The organism is Kitasatospora sp. NPDC092039 (genome assembly GCF_044756065.1).
In the GTDB taxonomy this organism is placed as follows: domain Bacteria; phylum Actinomycetota; class Actinomycetes; order Streptomycetales; family Streptomycetaceae; genus Kitasatospora.
Window position 1 is genome coordinate 147,560 of the sequence record NZ_JBIVSD010000016.1, and the last position, 19,411, is coordinate 166,970.

The 19,411-nt window shown below is 74.7% G+C and carries 16 protein-coding genes and 1 tRNA gene; 8 read left to right on the plus strand and 9 right to left on the minus strand.

All coding sequences use genetic code 11. From position 1 onward, the window contains the following. The first annotated feature begins 46 nt into the window (after window positions 1-46). Window positions 47-1,291: a low temperature requirement protein A gene (locus ACIQI7_RS28195; protein WP_401114968.1), complete on the plus strand. Its 1,245-nt coding sequence runs from the start codon at window positions 47-49 to the stop codon at window positions 1,289-1,291. Here ACIQI7_RS28195 and ACIQI7_RS28200 read toward each other — a convergent pair. After that, entirely contained in the window at window positions 1,288-2,265 is a 978-nt protein-coding gene (locus ACIQI7_RS28200; RefSeq protein ID WP_401114971.1) for a LysR family transcriptional regulator, read from the minus strand. The genes ACIQI7_RS28195 and ACIQI7_RS28200 overlap by 4 nt on opposite strands. 349 nt (window positions 2,266-2,614) lie before the next feature. On the opposite strand from ACIQI7_RS28200, the gene snpA (ACIQI7_RS28205) reads away from it, so the two are divergent. The 3 genes from snpA (ACIQI7_RS28205) to ACIQI7_RS28215 all read left to right on the plus strand — a co-directional run bounded on the left by snpA (ACIQI7_RS28205) (window position 2,615) and on the right by ACIQI7_RS28215 (window position 5,059). Next, the gene (gene snpA / locus ACIQI7_RS28205; RefSeq protein ID WP_401114974.1) at window positions 2,615-3,256 is read left to right on the plus strand and encodes a snapalysin; all 642 of its coding nucleotides are present in this window, start codon (window positions 2,615-2,617) and stop codon (window positions 3,254-3,256) included. Between the two features lie 311 nt (window positions 3,257-3,567). Then, complete coding sequence (snpA, locus tag ACIQI7_RS28210; RefSeq protein ID WP_401114977.1) at window positions 3,568-4,191, plus strand: snapalysin; 624 nt, start codon at window positions 3,568-3,570, stop codon at window positions 4,189-4,191. A 208-nt stretch (window positions 4,192-4,399) separates the two neighbouring features. Continuing rightward, window positions 4,400-5,059: a pentapeptide repeat-containing protein gene (locus tag ACIQI7_RS28215; protein ID WP_401114980.1), complete on the plus strand. Its 660-nt coding sequence runs from the start codon at window positions 4,400-4,402 to the stop codon at window positions 5,057-5,059. A 94-nt stretch (window positions 5,060-5,153) separates the two neighbouring features. Here ACIQI7_RS28215 and ACIQI7_RS28220 read toward each other — a convergent pair whose 3' ends face one another. The 3 genes from ACIQI7_RS28220 to ACIQI7_RS28230 all read right to left on the minus strand — a co-directional run bounded on the left by ACIQI7_RS28220 (window position 5,154) and on the right by ACIQI7_RS28230 (window position 7,798). Next, the gene (locus ACIQI7_RS28220; protein ID WP_401114983.1) at window positions 5,154-6,137 is read right to left on the minus strand and encodes a hypothetical protein; all 984 of its coding nucleotides are present in this window, start codon (window positions 6,135-6,137) and stop codon (window positions 5,154-5,156) included. A gap of 146 nt (window positions 6,138-6,283) precedes the next feature. Further along, the gene (locus ACIQI7_RS28225) at window positions 6,284-6,823 is read right to left on the minus strand and encodes a carboxymuconolactone decarboxylase family protein (protein ID WP_401114986.1); all 540 of its coding nucleotides are present in this window, start codon (window positions 6,821-6,823) and stop codon (window positions 6,284-6,286) included. A gap of 168 nt (window positions 6,824-6,991) precedes the next feature. Beyond that, window positions 6,992-7,798: a phosphoribosyl-dephospho-CoA transferase MdcG domain-containing protein gene (locus ACIQI7_RS28230; protein ID WP_401114989.1), complete on the minus strand. Its 807-nt coding sequence runs from the start codon at window positions 7,796-7,798 to the stop codon at window positions 6,992-6,994. A 189-nt stretch (window positions 7,799-7,987) separates the two neighbouring features. Here ACIQI7_RS28230 and ACIQI7_RS28235 point away from each other — a divergent pair, with 189 nt between their 5' ends. After that, on the plus strand, window positions 7,988-8,200 hold the full coding sequence (locus ACIQI7_RS28235) for a hypothetical protein (protein ID WP_401114992.1): 213 nt from the start codon (window positions 7,988-7,990) through the stop codon (window positions 8,198-8,200). Window positions 8,201-8,209: 9 nt separating this feature from the next. Here ACIQI7_RS28235 and ACIQI7_RS28240 read toward each other — a convergent pair whose 3' ends face one another. Continuing rightward, window positions 8,210-11,437 (minus strand): S41 family peptidase, encoded by a 3,228-nt coding sequence (locus tag ACIQI7_RS28240; RefSeq protein ID WP_401114995.1) that lies wholly within the window; start codon window positions 11,435-11,437, stop codon window positions 8,210-8,212. Between the two features lie 201 nt (window positions 11,438-11,638). Between ACIQI7_RS28240 and ACIQI7_RS28245 the strand changes: the two genes are divergently transcribed. After that, window positions 11,639-13,357 carry a chitinase gene (locus ACIQI7_RS28245; RefSeq protein ID WP_401114998.1) on the plus strand — a complete coding sequence of 573 codons (1,719 nt, stop codon included), beginning with the start codon at window positions 11,639-11,641 and terminating at the stop codon, window positions 13,355-13,357. A 119-nt stretch (window positions 13,358-13,476) separates the two neighbouring features. Continuing rightward, window positions 13,477-14,664: an MFS transporter gene (locus ACIQI7_RS28250; protein ID WP_401115001.1), complete on the plus strand. Its 1,188-nt coding sequence runs from the start codon at window positions 13,477-13,479 to the stop codon at window positions 14,662-14,664. An 89-nt stretch (window positions 14,665-14,753) separates the two neighbouring features. Here ACIQI7_RS28250 and ACIQI7_RS28255 read toward each other — a convergent pair whose 3' ends face one another. The 4 genes from ACIQI7_RS28255 to ACIQI7_RS28270 all read right to left on the minus strand — a co-directional run bounded on the left by ACIQI7_RS28255 (window position 14,754) and on the right by ACIQI7_RS28270 (window position 17,540). Then, entirely contained in the window at window positions 14,754-15,383 is a 630-nt protein-coding gene (locus ACIQI7_RS28255; RefSeq protein WP_401115004.1) for a DJ-1/PfpI family protein, read from the minus strand. Then, window positions 15,383-16,354, minus strand: a complete 972-nt coding sequence (locus ACIQI7_RS28260) for a GlxA family transcriptional regulator (protein ID WP_401115007.1) — start codon at window positions 16,352-16,354, stop codon at window positions 15,383-15,385. Before ACIQI7_RS28260 ends, ACIQI7_RS28255 begins: the two co-directional genes overlap by 1 nt. 129 nt (window positions 16,355-16,483) lie before the next feature. Further along, a tRNA-Lys gene (locus ACIQI7_RS28265) sits at window positions 16,484-16,557 on the minus strand. Between the two features lie 74 nt (window positions 16,558-16,631). Next, complete coding sequence (locus tag ACIQI7_RS28270) at window positions 16,632-17,540, minus strand: NADP-dependent oxidoreductase (protein ID WP_401115010.1); 909 nt, start codon at window positions 17,538-17,540, stop codon at window positions 16,632-16,634. 160 nt (window positions 17,541-17,700) lie between these two features. On the opposite strand from ACIQI7_RS28270, the gene ACIQI7_RS28275 reads away from it, so the two are divergent. Beyond that, window positions 17,701-19,284, plus strand: a complete 1,584-nt coding sequence (locus tag ACIQI7_RS28275; RefSeq protein WP_401115013.1) for a Na+/H+ antiporter — start codon at window positions 17,701-17,703, stop codon at window positions 19,282-19,284. Window positions 19,285-19,411 lie beyond the last annotated feature (127 nt).

The window sequence follows — 19,411 nt, forward strand, 5'->3', positions numbered from 1 at the left end:
CTGCCAGGATGCGCGGGACGATCCCCCGACTCCCGGAGCCGTACCGATGGCCAGTGACCCCGCCGCCGCGGCACCCCGCAGCCACCCCGTCGACCCGCCGCCGGTGCGCCGGATGGTCCCGCGCGACCGGCACGAGCCGCACCGGGTCGCCACCCCGCTGGAACTCTTCTTCGACCTCTGCTTCGTGGTCGCGGTCGGCCAGGCCGGGCGCGAACTGGCCCACTCGCTCGCGGCCGGGCACTACGGCGACGGCCTGCGCGGCTACGCGCTGGCCTTCTTCGCGATCTGGTGGGCCTGGATGAACTTCACCTGGTTCGCCTCCGCGTACGACGTCGACGACGTGCCGTACCGGGTCACCACGCTGGTGCAGATCGCCGGGGTGCTGATCCTCGCCGCCGGGGTGCCCCGGCTGTTCGCCACCCAGGACCTGACGCTGGCGATCGCCGGCTACGTGGTGATGCGCCTGGCGATGGTCACCCAGTGGCTGCGCGCGGCCGCCAGCGAACACGGTCTGGCGCGCCGGGTCGCGCTGGGCTACGCGGTGGGGATCACGCTCTGCCAGGTCGGCTGGGTGGTGATGCTGTTCCTGCCGCAGGGCGCCCGGCCGTACGCCGTCCCGGTCGGGGTGCTGTGCGAGCTGGCCGTGCCGGTGATCGCCGAGCTGCGGCTGCGGACCGCCTGGCACCCGCACCACATCGCCGAGCGGTACGGGCTGTTCACCCTCATCGTGCTCGGCGAGACGGTGGCGGCGGCGACCGTCGCCGTGCAGTCGGCGGTGGACGAGCACGAGGGACTGGGCCGGCTGGTGCCGGTGGCGGTCGGCGGGCTGCTGATCTGCTTCGCCGCCTGGTGGATCTACTTCGCCCGGCCCGTCCACGAGCACCTGCGCTCCAACCGGCAGGCGCTGGTCTGGGGCTACGGGCACTACCTGGTGTTCGGCTCGGCGGCGGCGATCGGCGCCGGGCTGGAGGTGGCGGTGGAGTCGGCGGTGCACAAGGCGCACATCTCCGCGACGGCCGCCACCGCGACGGTCACCGTGCCCACCGCGCTCTACCTGGCCACCGTCTGGTTCCTGCACTCCCGGCACACCAAACGGGGCGCGGTGGCCCAGTCGGTGGCACCGGTGGGGGCCGTGCTGGTGCTGGCCTGCACCGCGCTCGGCGACTCCGGGGTGCTCGCGGCGGGCCTGGTCTGCGCGCTGATGGTGGCGGTGGGCGTGCTGGTCCACGGCCTGGAGAGCAGGCGGGCGCAGGCCGGCCGGCCGAACCGCGGCGCGGGGGCCGACGGCTAACCGGCCCGCCCCAGCAGCACCGGCTCGTGCCGGGCCAGCCAGTCCACGTAGGCCGGGTTGTCCTTGGCCAGGTCCAGGTAGGCGGCCCGCAGTTCGCCGTACAGCGCGTCCAGGGCGGGCGCGCTGAGCACCCGCGGACGCCAGGTGAACAGCAGGCGGACGGCCAGCGGGTCCCCGTGCACCGGCCGGACCACCGTGCCGGGCCCGGGCAGCGAGGTCGGCTGGCAGGGGCGGACGGCCTCGCCGGAGGCGACCAGCTCGGCGGCGGTGGCGTTGTCCCGCACCTGCACCACCCGGGGGTTGAGCCCGGCCTCGCTGAACACCCGGCGCATGGCCGCGTACTCGTGGTCGGCGGTCGGGTCGACCATCCAGGTGTCCTCGGCGAGGTCGGCCAGGTGGACGACCGGCCGGGCGGCGGCCGGGTGCCCGGCGGCGAGCGCGACGAACTGCGGCTCCCGGGCCATCAGCACCCGCTGCTCGGCGTCCGGCGGCACCCGCAGCGGGAAGCCCTCGCTCTCGTACACGAAGGCCACGTCCAGCTGGTCGGCGGCGACCATCCGCAGCAGTGCGCTGGCCGAGACGTCCACGTGGATGGTGGTGTCGGTGTCCGGCAGCCGCTCGTGCACCCGGCGCAGCCAGGCCGCGACCGCCCGGTTGCCGACACTGCCGATCCGCAGCCGCCGCTGCCGCCCGGGGGCGGCCGAATCCCGCGCCTCCTGGCGGGCGGCGGTCACCAGGGCGGCCATCTCGGTGATCACCGGCCGGGCCCGGGAGAGCACCGAGTGGCCGAGCGCGGTGGGCCGGCTGCCGGTCTGCTCGCGGGTGAACAGGGTGCCGCCGATGGCCCGTTCGATGCGGTGCAGCTGAGTGGTGAGGGAGGGCTGGGTCATGCCGAGCTGGAGCGCGGCCTTGCGGAGGCTGCCGGTATCGGCGATCGCGCACAGCACCCGGAGGTGTCTCACGTCGAGCTCCACGTCGGGAGCATAATCGCCGTCATGCTTCCTCGCCAAGGACATGACAGGCATTCAAGGGCACGCCGACGGGCCGGCCGGCGAACCGGTCGGCTCGGAGCGCGGCGCGACCGCCCGGCGGGACGCGTCGCGAACAGCCGCGGACGGGCGGCGAACAGGCCCCGATCGGGCCGCCATGCGGCCGGGCTATCGCCGGTTGGCATCATCCCCGAGGGCCCCGGGCGGGTCGAAGCTCGGGGGACAGCAACCCGCCCCGGCCGCGCCGCCGGGGCGGCCCCCACCGTGCGCCGCCCCCGGGCCCGGCCCCCACCGGCCCCGGCGAGCCGGCGCACCGCGAAACCGGAGCCCCTACATGAAGCGATCCGTGCTGTCCGCCGCCCTGGGCCTCGCCCTCGCGGCCGGCCTCGCGACCCTCCCCACCACCACCGCCACCGCGGCGCCGGCCGCCCCGGCCGTCCAGGGCTACACCCCCTCGACGCACGCCGACTCGGCCGCCGAGACCGCGGACCACCGGGCCTTCTTCCAGGCCGTGATGGCCTCCGCCAAGGCCCGGCAGGCGGCGAACCCGTGGCTGCTGACCGTCACCGTCACCTACGACACCGCGAACGCGCCCTCCTTCACCGGCGAGATATCCCAGGCCGCGCAGATCTGGAACAGCTCGGTGGGCAGCGTCCGGCTCCAGGAGACCGGCGGCTACGGCGACTTCTCGTACTACGAGGGCAGTGACAGCCGGGGCTCCTACGCGAGCACCGACGGGCATGGCCACGGCTACGTCTTCCTCGACTACCAGCAGAACCAGCAGTACAGCTCGCTGCGCGTGGTGGCGCACGAGACCGGGCACGTGCTCGGCCTGCCCGACGACTACTCCGGCCCGTGCAGCGAGCTGATGTCGGGCGGCGGCCCCGGCCCGTCCTGCACCAACCCGTACCCCGACGGCAACGAGCGCGGCCAGGTCGACTACCTCTGGGCGAACGGTCTTGCCGCGCGGAACTGACGCGGTCCGCGGGCGGGTTCGGAGCGGCGGTCCGCTCGGCCGGAATCGAGCGGCCCACCGCTCCGGGTACTTCCCCGAACGGGAGCCTAGCCGCCGCCGGAACGGAATGCCAGGGGCACGGTTGAGTCAAGACGAGGAAAAGTCGGCTCAATTCCGCTCCACAACAGGGGTATTGGACGGTGCTATCGCGGGTTGGCATCATCCGCGCACGCACCGGGTTGCCCGAAGCTCTGGGGACACCACCCGTTGACCAGGTGTCCCCCGAGCCGGCCCCCAACCGGCCACGTCACCTCAGGAATCGGAGCCCCCACATGAAGCGATCCGTGCTGTCCGCCACCCTCGGCCTCGCCCTCGCGGCCGGCCTCGCGGTACTGCCCACCACCGCCGCCGCCGCGGCGCCGGCCGCTCCGGCCGTGCAGGGCTACACCTCCTCGACCTACGCCGGCTCGGCCGAGGAGGCCGCCAACAACCAGGCCTTCTTCCAGGCCGTGATGACCTCCGCCAAGGCCAAGCAGGCCGCCAACCCGAGCCTGGCGGTCGTCACCGTCACCTACGACGCCAGCTCTGCCCCGACCTTCCGCAACCAGATATCCCAGTCCGCGCAGATCTGGAACAGCTCGGTCGCCAACGTCAAGCTGCAGTCCGGCTCGGCCGCCGACTTCCGCTACTACGAGGGCAACGACAGCCGCGGCTCGTACGCGAGCACCGACGGCCACGGGCGCGGCTACGTCTTCCTCGACTACCGGCAGAACCAGCAGTACAGCTCGGTGCGCGTGGTGGCGCACGAGACCGGGCACGTGCTCGGCCTGCCGGACCACTACACCGGTCCGTGCAGCGAGCTGATGTCGGGCGGCGGCCCCGGCACCTCCTGCACCAACGCCTACCCGAACAGCACCGAGCGCAGCCGGGTCAACTCGCTCTGGGCGCGCGGCTGACCGAGGGCCCGTCCTCGCGGTGAGCAGCCCCGGACCGGCCGCCTCGGCGCGGCCGGTCCGGGGCTTCGCCGGTTCGGGCGGCCGCGCCGTGCCTGCGGTCGTTCGCCCGCGCCGCCCGGTCGCCGTGCCGCCGCTGCGGGGCGTTGTCGGTGCGGCGTGCGAGCATGCGGGCGAGACCCCGCCGCCCCGACCGCCAGGAGCCACCGCCATGTCCCGTGCCGTCCCCGACCGGCTCGCCGACCTCCCGTACGCCGAGCTGCTGCGCCCGCACACCGGGCCGCTGCGCAGCGACGAGCGGTACGACACCGCGCACTTCGACGGCGGCGAGCACACCGACGAGTCGGGTGCCGGGGCGGCCTTCCTGGAGTGCGCCTTCACCGGTGTCGCGCTCAGCGGGGTCAAGCTGCGCCAGGCCCGGTTCAACGAGGTGTGGGTGCGGGCCGGCCGCTGGGTCGCCTGCGACCTCAGCGACTCGGAGTGGCAGGACAGCTCCTTCGTCGGCGGGGTGCTCGCCGGGGTCGCCGGGTACGGCTCGGCGCTGCGCCGGGTGGTCTTCCGGGGCTGCAAGCTGGAGGCGGTCAACCTGCGTTCGGCCGTCCTGCGGGACGTCGTCTTCGAGGACTGCCTGCTGCGCGACGTGGACTTCGGCGGGGCCAGGCTGACCGAGGTCTCCTTCCCCGGTTCCACGCTGGAGGAGGTCCGGCTGCGCGGCGCGACGCTGAGCCGGACCGACCTGCGCGGCGCCGTCCGGCTCGGCCTGGCCGACGGCCACCAGGGCCTGCGCGGCGCGGTCATCAGCTCCACCCAACTGCTGGAGCTGGCGCCCCAGTTCGCCCACGCGCTGGGAATCGACGTCAAGGACCGCTGAACGCGCCCCACAGTCCGGCCGCCCGGTGACGCCCTGCCGCGCGGGCCCGACCGCCCGGGTGGGCGGCCGGACCCGCGGCGACTCGGGGGCGGCCCTACGTCCAGGGGGAGGACGGGAACCAGATGTAGCCGAGCCGGCCCAGGATCCGCAGGTCCCAGTACACGACGGTGAAGACCCCGGCGACCAGGAAGGCCGCGGCGGTCAGCACGCTGATCCGGGCGGGCCTGGCCGCCAGCCGGCGCTGCAGCCGTCCGCCCAGCCCGTAGGTGAGCAGTACGAACAGCAGCGCCATGACCGCGATGTTGCCGATCGACTGCAGGAGGAACGCGCCGGCGCCGTAGAGCGGGTTGTGGGTGTTGGCGGCGTGCCGGAAGAGGTCGCGGAAGAGCGGGTACGGCCGGCCCACCAGGAAGCCGCCGATCAGCACGCCGACGAGCACCAGCGGTGCGTTCGGGAAGCGGCGGGAGAGGCCGGCCAGCGGGTCCCGGATCAGGCCGACGGCGGCCAGTCCGAGCACGATCATCACGAGCCCGATCAGGCCGAAGGTCGTCATCGACTGTATCGACCGGGGCGTCAGGCCCTTGCTCGCGGCCGTCGAGAACTGCGGCATGTGCGTGCCGACGAGGCCGACCAGGGCGCCGTAGGCGGCGGAGACCGGGGCCATGCCCGCGAAGATCCAGCCCAGTGGCCGGGCGACGTGCAGCAGCCTGCCGCGCAGCGACGGCGTCTGCCCGACCAGCGGGCCGACCGCGCCGAAGGCCGCGATGTTGCAGGCGGTGAACGAGCCGGCCAGCCCGGTGACGAAGGCGAACAGGATGCCGGAGAGCACTCCGGTGATGGGAGTGCGGTGGGCGTCGTGCCCGAGCAGGGCGTCGGCGCTGCTGAAGCCGATCTCGTCGTCGACCAGCTTGGCGTTCCAGGCGTACGCCAGCAGGAGCCCGCCGGCGGTGCTGAGCAGCAGGGTGAGCCAGCGGCGGCGGGGGAAGTCGCCGGTGACGAACAGTGAGGTGCGGGAGGCGGGGCGGCGCGGATCCGGGTCGGCCAGGGCGTTCGGCCGGCCCGACGCGAAAGTGCTCATGGCGGTGTCTCTCTTCGGCAGGGGACGGTGCTCGAGCGCTGACATCCTGCCGGTGCGGCCGATCGGCCGCTTCTTCCATCGTGCCCTGTCGGCACGCCGCCGGACGCCGCCGCCGGGTGCCCGCCCGGCGGCGCCGTCCGCGTGGTTCAGTCCTCCCGGCCGTAGCCGGAGTCGACGATCCGCTTCGCCCCCTCGGCGTAGTAGCCCGGGTCCGCGGGCAGTTCGGTGGCCAGGCCGTCGACGTACCGGTTGTACATGCAGAACGCGGCGGCGATCAGCACGGTGTCGTGGATCTCGGTGTCGCCGGCGCCGGCCTCGCGGGCGGCCGCCACCGCCTCCTGCGAGACCGGACCGACCTTCTCCTGCACCTCCGCGGCGATCCGCAGCAGGGCGCGCATCCGCTCGCTGAGCGGCGCGGCCGAGGGGTCGGTCAGGGTGGCCTTGACCAGGTCGTCGCCCCCGTCCAACTGCGCCGCGGCGAAGGCGCTGTGGGCGCCCTCGCAGAAGCGGGTGCCGTTGAGCCGGGAGACGTAGGCGGCGACCAGCTCGCGTTCGCCCCGGCTCATCGGGGCCGGGGCCCGCAGCAGCGCGTCGGCGAGCATCCCCAGCGGGGCCGCAGTGTCCGGACGCAGCGTCAGCAGGCCGCTGATCCCCGGCAGTCCGTTGTCGATGGCGATGTGCGGCACGGAGAACTCCCTCGTCTGGGACGGACGGACGACGCTCCATCGTCACGGCTGCCGGGCCGGGCCGACAACTCCGAGATTGCCCTGGAACGCCGTCCGGCCGCTCGGACGAACGGTCCGCCACGCGAACGGGCCGCTCAGGCGAACGATCCGCCCCGGGGAACGGGCGGCTCAGCCGAACGGGCCGCGGGGGAACCACGGGTCGTGGACCTCCCGGGGGCCGTCCGGCGTCAGCAGGGTCAGGCTGTGGGCGCCGGAGGCGTACTCGGCCAGCTGCACCGAGCCGTGCCGGGTCTCCAGTTCCGCCTGCACGGGCAGCGGCAGCTTGGTCAGCGCCCGCCGCAGCTGCAGCGCGTCGCGCCGGCTGATCGGCTGGGGGGAGCGCAGCACCAGCCGCAGCGGGCTGAGCGGCCCCGCCACCGGCACCCCGGTGCCCAGCTCGTAGCCGACCGCGCCGATCGGGCCCCAGGGCATTCGGTGGTCCGCCACCAGCCGGTCGACCTCCGGCAGCAGGGCCAGCGCCGGGATGCCGGCCAGCCGCTCGGGGGCCAGCCGCGCGCGCCGTTGGACGAGCTGTTCGGGCCGCAGCGTCCGGGCCACCGCCGCCCAGGGGGCGAGCGCGTCCAGCCGCTGCCCGGGGCGCGGCCCGCGCACGGTCACCGGGAACCACAGTTCGGGGGCCGCCTCCGGGTCCCGGGTGCAGCGCTGCGGGTGCGGTAGGTCCACCGGGTGGCCGACCGCGGCGGGCGCCCGGCCGACCGTCACCCAGGGGTACGCCCGCAGCACCGCCCGGGCCCAGAGCGGCAGTTCGCCGCCCGCGAGGGGCCGCAGCGAGCTGGGGCACTGCATCAGCAGCAGGTCGTGGGTGCCGGGCAGGCGCCCGTCCAGCGCGGCCAGCGGGCCGACCCGCCGGCGCGGTCCGTCGTGCGGGTCCTCGGCGGTGCGCCGGGCGTGGCTTCCGGGATGTGCGACGGTCACAGCGGGCTCCAGAGGGTGGCGTCGATTTTCGCCGACGACCCCACTGTCCGCGCGCCCGGGGGCCCTCGGCTACGGCCGTTCGGCGCGTCCACCAGGGACCAAGGGCTCAAGGTGCGTCCGGGAGGACCGGGTGTGAGAGTGGGGGCAGCCCGGTATTCCGACCTTCCGTCCATCCCGTTTGGAGGAGTCATGGGCATCTTCGACAGGTTGTTCCACCGGCCGCAGCAGGAGTCCACCGGGCAGGACGCGGCCCAGCGCGCCGCCCTCGCCCACGACGAGTCCGCCGACGCGTACGGCGACGACACCGAGCGCGGTCGCGACCAGCGGGAACGGCTCGCCCAGGAGGAGGCCGACCGGCGTGCCGCCGAGAACATGACGGCCGAGGGCGACCCCTGGGACTGAGCCCGGGGATCAGTTCGTCCGCGGCGGCAGCGGCGGCCGCCGCAGGTCCGGCCGGGGCGTGGACTCCGGCGGGGGCGCCGCCGCGGGCGCGTCCTCCAGCAGTTCCAGGGCCAGCTGGACGGCGGCGAACAGCTCCGGGTGGCGCCCCCGCGCCCAGTCGCGCGGGGTGCGCAGCACGTGCACGTCCGGCTCCACGCCCCGGTTCTCCACCGACCAGCCGAGCCCGCCGCCGAACCAGGAGGCGTTCTTCGGCACCGAGATCTGGGTGCCGTCGCCGAGGGTGTGCCGCCCGCTCATCCCGACCACCCCGCCCCAGGTGCGGGTGCCGATCACCGGGCCGAGCCCGAGCAGCTTGATCGCCGCGATGATCACGTCGCCGTCCGAGCTGGTGGCCTCGTCGGCCAGCGCCACCAGCGGTCCGCGCGGCGCGTGCCGGGGCCAGCGCACCGGCCGGCGGTCCCGGGTGAAGTCCCAGGCCAGGACGTGCCGGGAGAGCTTCTCCAGCACCAGTTCGGAGACGTTGCCCCCGGCGTTGCCGCGGACGTCCAGCACCAGCGCCGGCTTGTCCAGCTCGCGCCGCAGGTCCCGGTTGAACTGCGCCCAGCCGGATCCGCCGAGGTCCGGGATGTGCAGGTAGCCGCACCGCCCGTCGCTGAACTCCCGGACCAGGGTGCGCCGTCGGGCCACCCAGTCCTGGTAGCGGATGGGCCGCTCGTCGGTCAGCGGGGTGACCACGATCCGCCGCACCGGGCCGTCCGGGCCGCTGCGCAGGGCCAGTTCCAGGGTGGTGCCGCCGGTGCCGGCCAGCAGCGGAAGCGGTCCGCGCAGCGGGTCCACCGGGCGGCCGCCGACCTCCAGGAGCTCGTCGCCGTCCCGGACGCCCTGGGCGGCCAGCGGGGCGCGGGCGCGCGGGTCGGAGCTCTCGCCGGGCAGTACCCGGTGGACCAGCCAGCGGCCCTCGGGGGAGCGGTGGGCGTTGGCGCCGAGCAGGCCGAGCGGCTGCTGGGCGAGGGTCGGGCCCTCGGCGCGCCGCGAGGGGGTGACGTAGGCGTGCGAGGTGCCGAGTTCGCCGAGCAGTTCGCGCAGCAGGTCGGCGAAGTCGTCGGGGGAGCAGATCCGGTCCAGCAGCGGCTCGTACTGGGCGACCAGCGCGGGCCAGTCCAGACCGGACATCCGCTCGTCCCAGAACTGGTCCCGGACGATCCGGGCGGCCTCGTGGTAGGCCTGGCGCCACTCGGCGGCCGGGTGCACGGTGTGGGTGATCCGGCGGAGGTCGACGGTGGTGCCGGCGGCGGGGGCGGTGACCGGGACCACCCGCAGGGTGCCGGCCGAGTAGACCGCGATCGAGCCGCCGTCCCCGGAGACCGCGTAGCCGTCCAGCCTGTCGACCAGGGTGCTGCGGGTGCCCCGGGCCAGGTCGAAGTGCTCCAGGGAGGGGCGGCCCGAGGTGTCCTCCGGGCTGGCGAAGGTCTGTCCGAGGGTGCCGGAGATCGGCCAGCGCAGCCAGACCAGGCCGCCGCGCACCGCGTCGGTGGCCGAGTACTTGGAGGCGATCACCGGGAACTGGAGCAGCCGCTCGCCGATGCCCTCCCGGTCGACCCGGACGGTGCCGTCGCCGCCTCCGTCGCCGTGCGGGGGGCCGTCCTCGGCGGGGGCGGCGAACGGCGAGGGGGTGTCGGCGGCGAGCGGGACGAGGTACGGGCGGCAGCCGACCGGGAAGGAGAGGTCGCCGGTGTGCACGTCGTGGACCGGGTCGAAGCCGCGCCAGGACAGGAAGGCCAGGTAGCGGCCGTCCCGGGTGAACACCGGCTGCTCGTCCTCGAACCGGCCGTCGGTGACGTCGGTGGTCGCCGCGGGCGCGTCGGTGCGGGTGAGCCGGATGCGGCGCAGCGAGCGTCCGGCGACCGGCTCGGACCAGGCGATCCAGTGCGAGTCGGGGGAGAATCGGGCGCTGGAGCACGGTCCGTAGCCGGAGGCGGCCAGTTCGCGCACCTCGCCGTCGGCGGCGGAGACCAGCAGCAGCCGCCCGTCCGAGGTGGTCGCGGCGAGCCGGGTGCCGTCGGGGGAGGCGGTGAGCTCCAGGACGCGGCCGATCCGCCCGGCGGCGAGTACCCGGTGGCGGTGCTTCTCCGCCCCGGGGTGGCCCGGCGGCTCGGTGCGGCCGGGCAGCGGCACCACCTCGATCGCGTCGGCGCCCTCGGCGTCGGTGATCCAGGCCGCCTCGCCGGTGTGCCCGAGCACCACCGGCAGCCGGGTGCGCACCCCGGGGGTGTCGGCGAGCACGCGGGCCGGGCCGTCCTTGTGGGTGAGCCAGTACTGGCTGCCGCGCACGGTGACCACCCCGGCCCGGCCGGTCTGGTCGCAGGCGAGGTCCTTGACCTGGCTCGCGGCGTTGACCTGGTACGGGCGGCGGCCGGCCCGGGCGCCGCCGAGCGGGACGCGCAGCCGGCGCGGGGCGGGGGCGTCCAGGCCGTCCAGCAGCCAGAGGTCGCCGGCGTGCTGGTAGACGATCCGGGTGCCGTCGGTGGCGGCCTCGCGGGCGTAGTAGGAGGCGTGGTCGGTGTGCCGGCGCAGGTCGGTGCCGTCCGGGCGGCAGGAGTAGACGTTGCCGATGCCCTCGTGGTCGGAGAGGAAGGCGATCCGCCCGCCGACCGGCATCGGGGCGGCGAGGTGTCCGGTGTGTCCGGGCAGGATCCGCTCGCCGTCCACCCAGAGCCGGCCGGTGGCCCCGCCCCGGTACCGCTTCCAGGCGGCCGGCTCGTGCGGGGCGGCGCCGGTGAGCAGCACGGTCCGCTCCCGGCTCATCTGGGCGTCACCGACCGGCCCCCAGGGCATCCGGCGGCCGGGGGAGCCGTCCGGCGGCAGGGCGTGCGCCCAGGTGTAGTGGCCGAAGGGCTCGTGGTAGGAGGTGACGGCCAGCACCTCGCCGTCCGGCAGCCAGCCGCGCACCCGGGTGTCCTGGCTGCCCCAGAAGCTGAGCCGGCTCGCCGGGCCGCCCTCGACCGGGGCGGTCCACACCTCGGGGGTCAGGGCGGACCAGCTGGTCCAGGCGAGGGTGGTGCCGTCGGGGGAGAAACGGGGGTGGCTGACCCGGGTGCGGTCGCAGCCGACCCGCCAGGCCCGGCCGGTGCCGGTGCCGTCGGCCTCCAGCGGGGCGACCCAGACGTCGTCCTCGGCGGTGAAGGTGAGCAGGCCGCCGTGCAGGTGGGGGTGGCGGAGGTAGCCGGGCGGGATCACTCCTCCATCCTTCGACGGGGTGTCACCCCCGGCAACCGGAGGAGAGCGGGAACCGGTCTGGACCATTGACACCGTACGGCCGGATCCACTTCAGTGGTCTAGTCCAACTTGGGTGCCAGGCCGGGCCGTTCCCCCCACTGGCGCGTGCTCCGGCGTGCCCTCGGACGTCCCCCACGACCGCGCCATCGCAGGAGCACCCGCATGCGCAGAACACCCATCCCCGGAACCCCGGCCAAGGGCAGCCGCGCGGCCGTCGCCGCCGGTACCGCCTCCGCCGTCGCCGCGGCCGCCCTGGTCGGCGTCACGCTGGGCCTGGCGCCCGCCGCCTCGGCCGGCGAGTTCCTGACCAACGGCGGCTTCGAGTCCGGCTCGCTCGGCCCCTGGACCTGCGCCGCCGGCTCCGGCAGCGTCGTCACCGCCCCGGTGCACAGCGGCGGCCGGGCGCTCGCCGCGGCCGCCACGGCCGGCGACACCGCCCGCTGCGGCCAGACCGTCACCGTCGCCCCGAACACCACCTACACGCTCAGCGCCTTCGTCAACGGCTCGTACGTCTACCTGGGCGTGGACGGCGGTGGCCCGAGCACCTGGACGCCGGGCACCGGCGGCGGGTACCAGAAGCTCAGCCTCAGCTTCACCACGGGAGCGAGCCAGACCAGTGCCACCGTCTACACCCACGGCTGGTACGGCCAGGGCACCTACTACGCGGACGACGTCTCGCTGGACGGCCCGGGCACCCCCAGCCCGACGCCCACGCCCACCGTCTCGCCGACCGCGACCGCCTCGCCCACCGCGACTCCGACGGGCACGCCGACCGCGACCGCCTCCCCCACCGCGACTCCGACGGGCACCCCGACCGGGACGCCCACCGGAACCCCGACGGGCACGCCCACCGGCCAGCCGGCCGGCAGCCACGCCCTGGTCGGCTACCTGCACGCGAGCTTCGCCAACGGCGCCGGCTACACCCGGATGGCCGACGTCCCGAACTCCTGGGACTTCATCAACCTGTCCTTCGGCGAGCCCACCTCCGTCACCTCCGGCGACATCCGCTTCAACCGCTGCCCGGCCGCCGAGTGCCCGGGCGTCGAGTCGGACGACGAGTTCAAGGCCGCCATCGCCGCCAAGCGCGCCCAGGGCAAGAAGGTGCTGATCTCGATCGGCGGCCAGAACGGCCAGGTCCAGCTGACCAGCACCGCCGCCCGGGACGCCTTCGTCGGCTCGGTCTCGGCGATCATCGACAAGTGGGGTCTGGACGGCCTGGACATCGACTTCGAGGGGCACTCGCTCTCCCTCAACACCGGTGACACCGACTTCCGGAACCCGACCAGCCCGGTCATCGTCAACCTGATCTCCGCGCTGAAGACCCTCAAGGCCAAGTACGGCCCGGGCTTCGTGCTGACCATGGCGCCGGAGACCTTCTTCGTCCAACTCGGCTACCAGTACTACGGATCCGGCCCGTGGGGCGGCCAGGACCCGCGCGCCGGGGCGTACCTGCCGGTCATCCACGCGCTGCGCGACGACCTCACCCTGCTGCACGTCCAGGACTACAACTCCGGCTCCATCATGGGCCTGGACAACCAGTACCACTCGATGGGCGGCGCCGACTTCCACGTCGCGATGACCGACATGCTGCTCAAGGGCTTCCCGGTGGCGGGCAACGCCGACAGGGTGTTCCCGGCGCTGCCCGCCGCCAAGGTCGCCATCGGCATGCCGGCCACCACCAACGCGGGCAACGGCTACGTCGCCCCGGCGGAGGTGAACAAGGCGCTGGACTGCCTCACCAAGCTGGCCAACTGCGGGACGTACGTGCCGCGTTCGGGCGCGCAGCCGAACCTGCGCGGGCTGATGACCTGGTCGATCAACTGGGACCGGTTCGGCGGCCAGGAGTTCTCCCGGAACTTCAACGGCTACTTCGGCCGCTGAGCCGGAGGCCCGCTGACCCGACGGCCCGACGGCCCGACCGCCCGACCGCCCTTGCCGCCTGACCGCCCGTGGGACCGTGCTTGAACCTGACACCGGTGTGAGGTCCAAGCATGGTCCCCATGGCGACCACACAGCTCACGACCCCGGTACCCCACAAGCCCTTTCCCCTGTCGGCCCTGCTCGCGCTGGCCACCGCCGTCTTCGTCACCGGCCTCACCGAGAACCTGCCCGCGGGCGTGCTGCCCGGGATGAGCGAGGCGCTCGGCGTCAGCGAGTCGGCGGCCGGGCAGACCGTCACCGTCTACGCGATCGGCTCCGCCGTCACGGCGATCCCGCTCGCCGCGGCCACCACCGGCTGGGGCCGCAAGCGGCTGCTGCTCACCGCGATGGCGGGCTTCGCGGTGGCCAACACCGTCACCGCGGCCTCCACCAGCTACCCGCTCACACTGGCCGCCCGCTTCCTCGCGGGCGTCGCGGCCGGCCTCGCCTGGGCCCTGCTGGCGGGGTACGCGCGCCGGCTGGTGCCGGTCGGGCAGCAGGGCCGGGCGATGGCGGTGGCGATGGCGGGCGTGCCGGTGGCGCTGTCGCTGGGAGTGCCGGTCGGCACCTTCCTCGGGCAGGTGCTCGCCTGGTGGGTGCCGTTCCTGGCCATGACGGCACTGGCCGTCGGCGTGATCGGCTGGATCGCGGCGCTGCTGCCGGACCAGCCCGGGCAGCCGGCCGGTGAGCGGGTAGCGGTCCGCCACGCGCTCACCGTGCCCGGCGTACGGCCGGTGCTCGCCGTGACGGTGCTCTACGTGCTCGCGCACACCATCCTGTTCACCTACATCGCGCCCTTCCTGGACCGGGCCGGCCTCGGCGGCGCCACCGGCACCGTGCTGCTGGTCTTCGGGGCGGCCTCGCTGATGAGCGTCTGGCTGATCGGCGTCCACATCCACCGCCGGCTGCGGCAGCTGACGATCGGCGGCGCGCTGCTGGTCGCGCTGACGGCGGCCGTCCTCGCGGTGTGGTCCGGCAGCGCGCCGCCGGTGTACGTCGCGGCGCTGTTCTGGGGCCTGGGCTGGGGCGGCGCCCCGACCCTGCTCCAGACCGCCCTCGGCGACGCGGGCGGGGAGCGGGCGGACGCCGCCCAGGCCGTGCTGGTGACCCTGTGGAACGCGGCGATGGCGGGCGGCGGCGTGGTCGGCGGCCTGGTCCTGAGCGGCCTGGGCACCGGTGCCCTGCCCTGGACGGTGCTCGCGCTGATGCTCTCCGTCCTCGCGGTGGCCACCGCCGCCCGCCGCCACGCCTTCCCGCCCCGGCGCTGAGACCGCCCGGTGCCGAGACCGTCTGTGCCGAGACGGTCTCGGCACCGGGACAGCCCGGCGCCGGGACAGCCCTGTCCGGCCTCGCCCGGCTAGCGGACCATCAGCCGGTTCACCGCCTCGACCACCTCGGGAGACGCCTTCGCCAGGGCGCCCGCCGAGTACGGCGGCTGCGGGTCGTACTCGATCAGCAGCTGGATCGCCTGCGCGGTGGTGTCCCCGCTGATCCGGCCGGCCAGCGTCAGGGCGAGGTCGATCCCGGCCGAGACCCCGGCGGCGACGGCGTACTTGCCGTCGATGACGACCCGCTCGGTCCCCGTCGGTTCCGCCCCGTATCCGGCCAGCCGGTCCAGCACGCTCCAGTGCGAGGTGGCCCGGCGGCCCTTGAGCAGCCCGGCGGCGCCCAGCAGCAGCGAACCCGAGCAGACCGAGGTGGTCCAGGTGGTGGTCGCGTCCACCCGGCGCAGCCAGTCGAGCAGCGCCTCGTTCCCGAGCTGGGCCTGGGTCCCGGGCCCGCCGGGCACCAGCAGCAGGTCGGCCGAGTCGACCTCGTCCAGGGCGGCGTCCGCGGTGACCGCCAGGCTGCCGACGTCGTTGCGCACCGGCCCCCGTTCGGCGGCGGTGAACACGACCTCGGCGCCGGGGATCCGGGACAGCACCTCGTACGGGCCGACCGCGTCCAGCGTGGTGAACTCGGGGTAGAGCAGGATGGCGATGCGCATCAGTGACCTCCGGTGGGTTCGGGTCGGAAACGGCGTCGGTACTCGGCGGGCGGGGCGGCCAGGGCCCGGACGAAGGCGCGCCGCATCGCCTCCGGGGTGCCGTAGCCGCAGTGACGGGCGACCTCCTCGATCCCGTCGTCGGTGTCCTCCAGCCGGCGCCGGGCGGCCTCCAGCCGGACCCCGTCCACGTACCGGCCCGGGGGCACCCCGACCTCGGCGGCGAAAGCGCGGGCGAAGTGCCGCGGCGACAGCGCCGAGCGGCGGGCCAGCTCCCCGACCGAGAGGTCGGCCTCCGGGTGCTCGGCGATCCACCGCTGCACCTCGCGCAGCGGCTGCCGGGCCGCCACCTGGGCGGCCAGCTGGGCGCTGAACTGGGCCTGGTTGCCCGGCCGGCGCAGGAAGACCACCAGGTGACGGGCGATCACCAGGGCCGTCTCCCGTCCGAGGTCCTCCTCCACCAGGGCGAGTGCCAGGTCGATCCCGGCGGTGACCCCGGCCGAGGTGGCGATCGGGCCGTCCCGGACGTGGATCGGGTCCGGGTCCACCTCGACGTCCGGGAACCGCCGGGCCAGCGCCTCGCAGTGCGCCCAGTGGGTGGTCGCCCGGCGACCGGACAGCAGCCCGGCCTCGGCGAGCAGGAAGGCCCCGGTGCACACCGACACCACCCGCTCTGCCCGTCCGGCCAGTTCCCGGATCCGTGCCACCAGGGCCGGGTCCGGGTGCCTGGTGCCCTCCCCGCCGGGAACCACCAGGGTGTGCACCGGTCCGGCTCCGGCGAGGTCGGCGTCCGGCAGCAGCCGCAGTCCGCTGGAGGCCCGCACCGGCCCGCCGCCCGGTGCGGCGGTGGTCACCCGGTACGCGTCCGGCTGCCCGGAGGCGGAGCACGCCCCCGTGAAGACCTCCACCGGGCCGGTCACATCGAGGCTCTGCACGCCCTCGTAGAGGACGACGAGCACGCTGCGTCCTGTCATGCGACCAGCCTGTCAGCGGGCCGTGGTGGCAGCAATGACCTGTTTCCCACCTTTCCTGCCACCCGCCGCGGGCGTACGCGGAAACGCCGGAAGGCCCCCCGCTCTCGCGAAGGGCCTTCCGGCTGTCTGTGCGCCGCCAGGGACTCGAACCCCGGACCCGCTGATTAAGAGTCAGCTGCTCTAACCAACTGAGCTAGCGGCGCCTGCTGACGTGGAGAACATTACCTGGTCAGCAGCCGAAACTCACAATCGGCCCGGGCCGGGAGCCCGGCCGCGCTCACACGGTCAGCACCACCTTGCCCCGGACGTGCCCGGCGGCGACCAGCCGGTGCGCCTCGGCGACCCGCTCCATCGGGAACGTCTCCTCGACCTCCAGCCGCAGCCCGCCGGCCTCCCAGAGCTCCACCAGCTCGGCCAGCCGCTCGGCCGTCCGCTCGCCGCGCAGCCCCCGGACGCCCAGCCGCTCGGCGCCCGGGTAGTCGACCACGGTGCCGATCCGGTCCCGGTCGGCGACCAGCTCGACGGAGGCTTCCAGGGCGCCCCGGCCGGCGGCGTCGAAGGCCGCGGTCACCCCCTGCGGCGCCACCGCCCGGACCCGCTCGACCAGCCCCTCGCCGTACGTGACCGGCACCGCGCCGAGCTCCCGCAGGTACCCGTGGTTGCGCTCGCTCGCGGTGCCGACCACCGTGGCGCCCCAGGCCCGGGCCAGCTGGACGGCGACCGTGCCGACCCCGCCCGCGGCGCCGTGCACCAGCACGGTGTCGCCCGGGCCGACGCCCAGCGCGGTGAGCGCCAGGTGGGCGGTCTGGCCGGAGGCGGAGAGCGAGCCGGCCTGCTCCCACGGCATCCCGGCGGGCTTGGCCACCAGCCGGCCGGCGTCGACGGTGACCAGTTCGGCCTGGCAGCCCAGCACCCGGAAGCCCAGCACCTCGTCCCCGACCCGCCGGTCCCCGGCGTCCGGGCCGAGGGCCTCCACCACCCCGGCGAACTCGTTGCCGAGGACGAACGGCGGCTCGACCGCCAGCCCCGGCGGCCGGAAGCCCTCGCGGATCGCGAGGTCCACCGGCTGCACCCCGGCCGCGTACACCCGCACCCGCACCTCGCCCGGCCCGGGCTCCGGGTCGGGCACCTCCCCGACCCGGAGGACCTCCGGACCGCCGCCGCCCGTCACGGTGACCGCCTTCATGCCTGTTCCCGCCCCTCGTCGATCCTTCCGATGCCGACGATCCTCGGACTTGAAGTGCGCTTGAGGTCAAGCCGCTGTTCAGCGTGTCGACACTATTGAGCGCATTGTCAGATTTATCCTGGGCGGCGCTCAGCCGTCCGTCGTCGAGAGGAACCTCCCCGTGGGCCAGCTGCCCCTGTTCTTCCTGGTGCTGCTCGCCTCCGTGGTGACCATGCCGCTCGGTCGGCGGACCGGAGTGCCGCAACCGGTGCTGATGACCCTGCTCGGCATCGTGATGGCGCTCGTCCCGCAGATCCCGGACGTCACCATCGAGCCGGAGCTGATCCTGCCGCTGGTCCTGCCGCCGCTGATCTTCGCGGTGGCCCGGCGCTCCTCGGTGCGCTACTTCAAGGCCAACGCCCGCTCGATCCTGCTGCTGGCGGTCGCCCTGGTGGTGGTCACCACGGTCGCCGTGGCCGGCACCGTGCACTGGCTGCTGCCGACCCTGCCGCTGGCCGCCGCCATCGCGCTCGGCGCGCTGGTCTCCCCGCCCGACCCGGTCGCCGCCGTCGCGGTGGCCGGCAGCGTCGGGCTGCCCCGTCGGCTGGTGTCGATCCTGGAGAGCGAGGGGCTGTTCAACGACGTCACCGCGATCGTCATCTACACGCTGTCCATCGAGGCCGTGGTCAGCGGCGACTTCTCGGCCGGGCACGCGGTGCTGCGCTTCGTGCTGTCCGCGGTGCTGGCGGTGGTGGTCGGCGTCGCGCTCGGCTGGCTCAACACCAAGCTCGCCGAACGGCTGGACGACCCGACCCAGCAGGTCGCGCTCAACCTCCTGGTGCCCTTCGCCGCCTACGCCCTGGCCGAGGAGCTCCACGGCTCCGGCGTGCTCGCCGTCGTGGTCTGCGCGCTGTACCTAGCGGAGCGGGCCTCCGACGCGGACGCCGTCTCCTACCGGCTGGTCGGCAACGCCTTCTGGGAGGTGGTCGAGATCCTGATCACCGGTGTCGCCTTCGGCCTGATCGGCCTGGAGCTGGCCACCGTGCTCAAGGAGGCCGGCCGCGGCTGGACCGGCTTCCTCGGCGACGCCGCCGTGGTCATCGCGGTGGTCGTCGGGGTCCGGCTGCTCTGGCTGCTGCCGGCCGGCTGGCTGTCGAAGAAGCTGCGCTCCGGCGACGAGGAGGACACGCCGTTCAGCTGGCAGGAGAGCGTGATCCTCTGGTGGTCCGGCATGCGCGGCGTGGCCACCGTCGCCCTGGCGCTCGCCATCCCGCTCACCCTGCACTCCGGCGAGGACTTCCCCGAGCGCGGACGGCTGGTCTTCATCGCCTTCAGCGTGGTGCTCTTCACCCTGCTGGTGCAGGGCCTCACCCTGCCCTGGCTGGCCAAGCGCTTCGAGCTGGACATCGACCGGGACGGGCACGAACAGGCCGTGCGCCAGCTCTGGTGGCGGGCCGCCAAGGCCGGGCTCCGGCGCCTCGGCGAGCTGGAGGAGCAGGACCGGCTGCCCGCCGAGGTCGCCGACCGCCTGCGGGACCGTCAGCACGACCGGCTGGCCCGGCTCTGCCCGGAGAACTACGCCGAGGAGGAGGCCGCCGAGGCCAGGCTGCGGATCGCCCAGTGGCGGGCCGCCCGGGACGTCGAGCAGGAGATGATCGCCGCCTCCCGGCGCGAGATGCTCGCCGCCCGCAGCGAGCCCGGCGCCGATCCGGAGCTGGTCGACCAGGTGCTGCGCGGACTGGACCTGCGCTCCGAACGGAAGTGACGGACTGTCCGCCCCCGCCGGGCGGAATGTGCGTGACCGGCCCCGGGGTTGCATAGGCTGAACCCGGGCAGGCCGTCAACGGAGTCGGCGCACCACCAGTACCCGCACGACCTCGGCGAACCCTCAC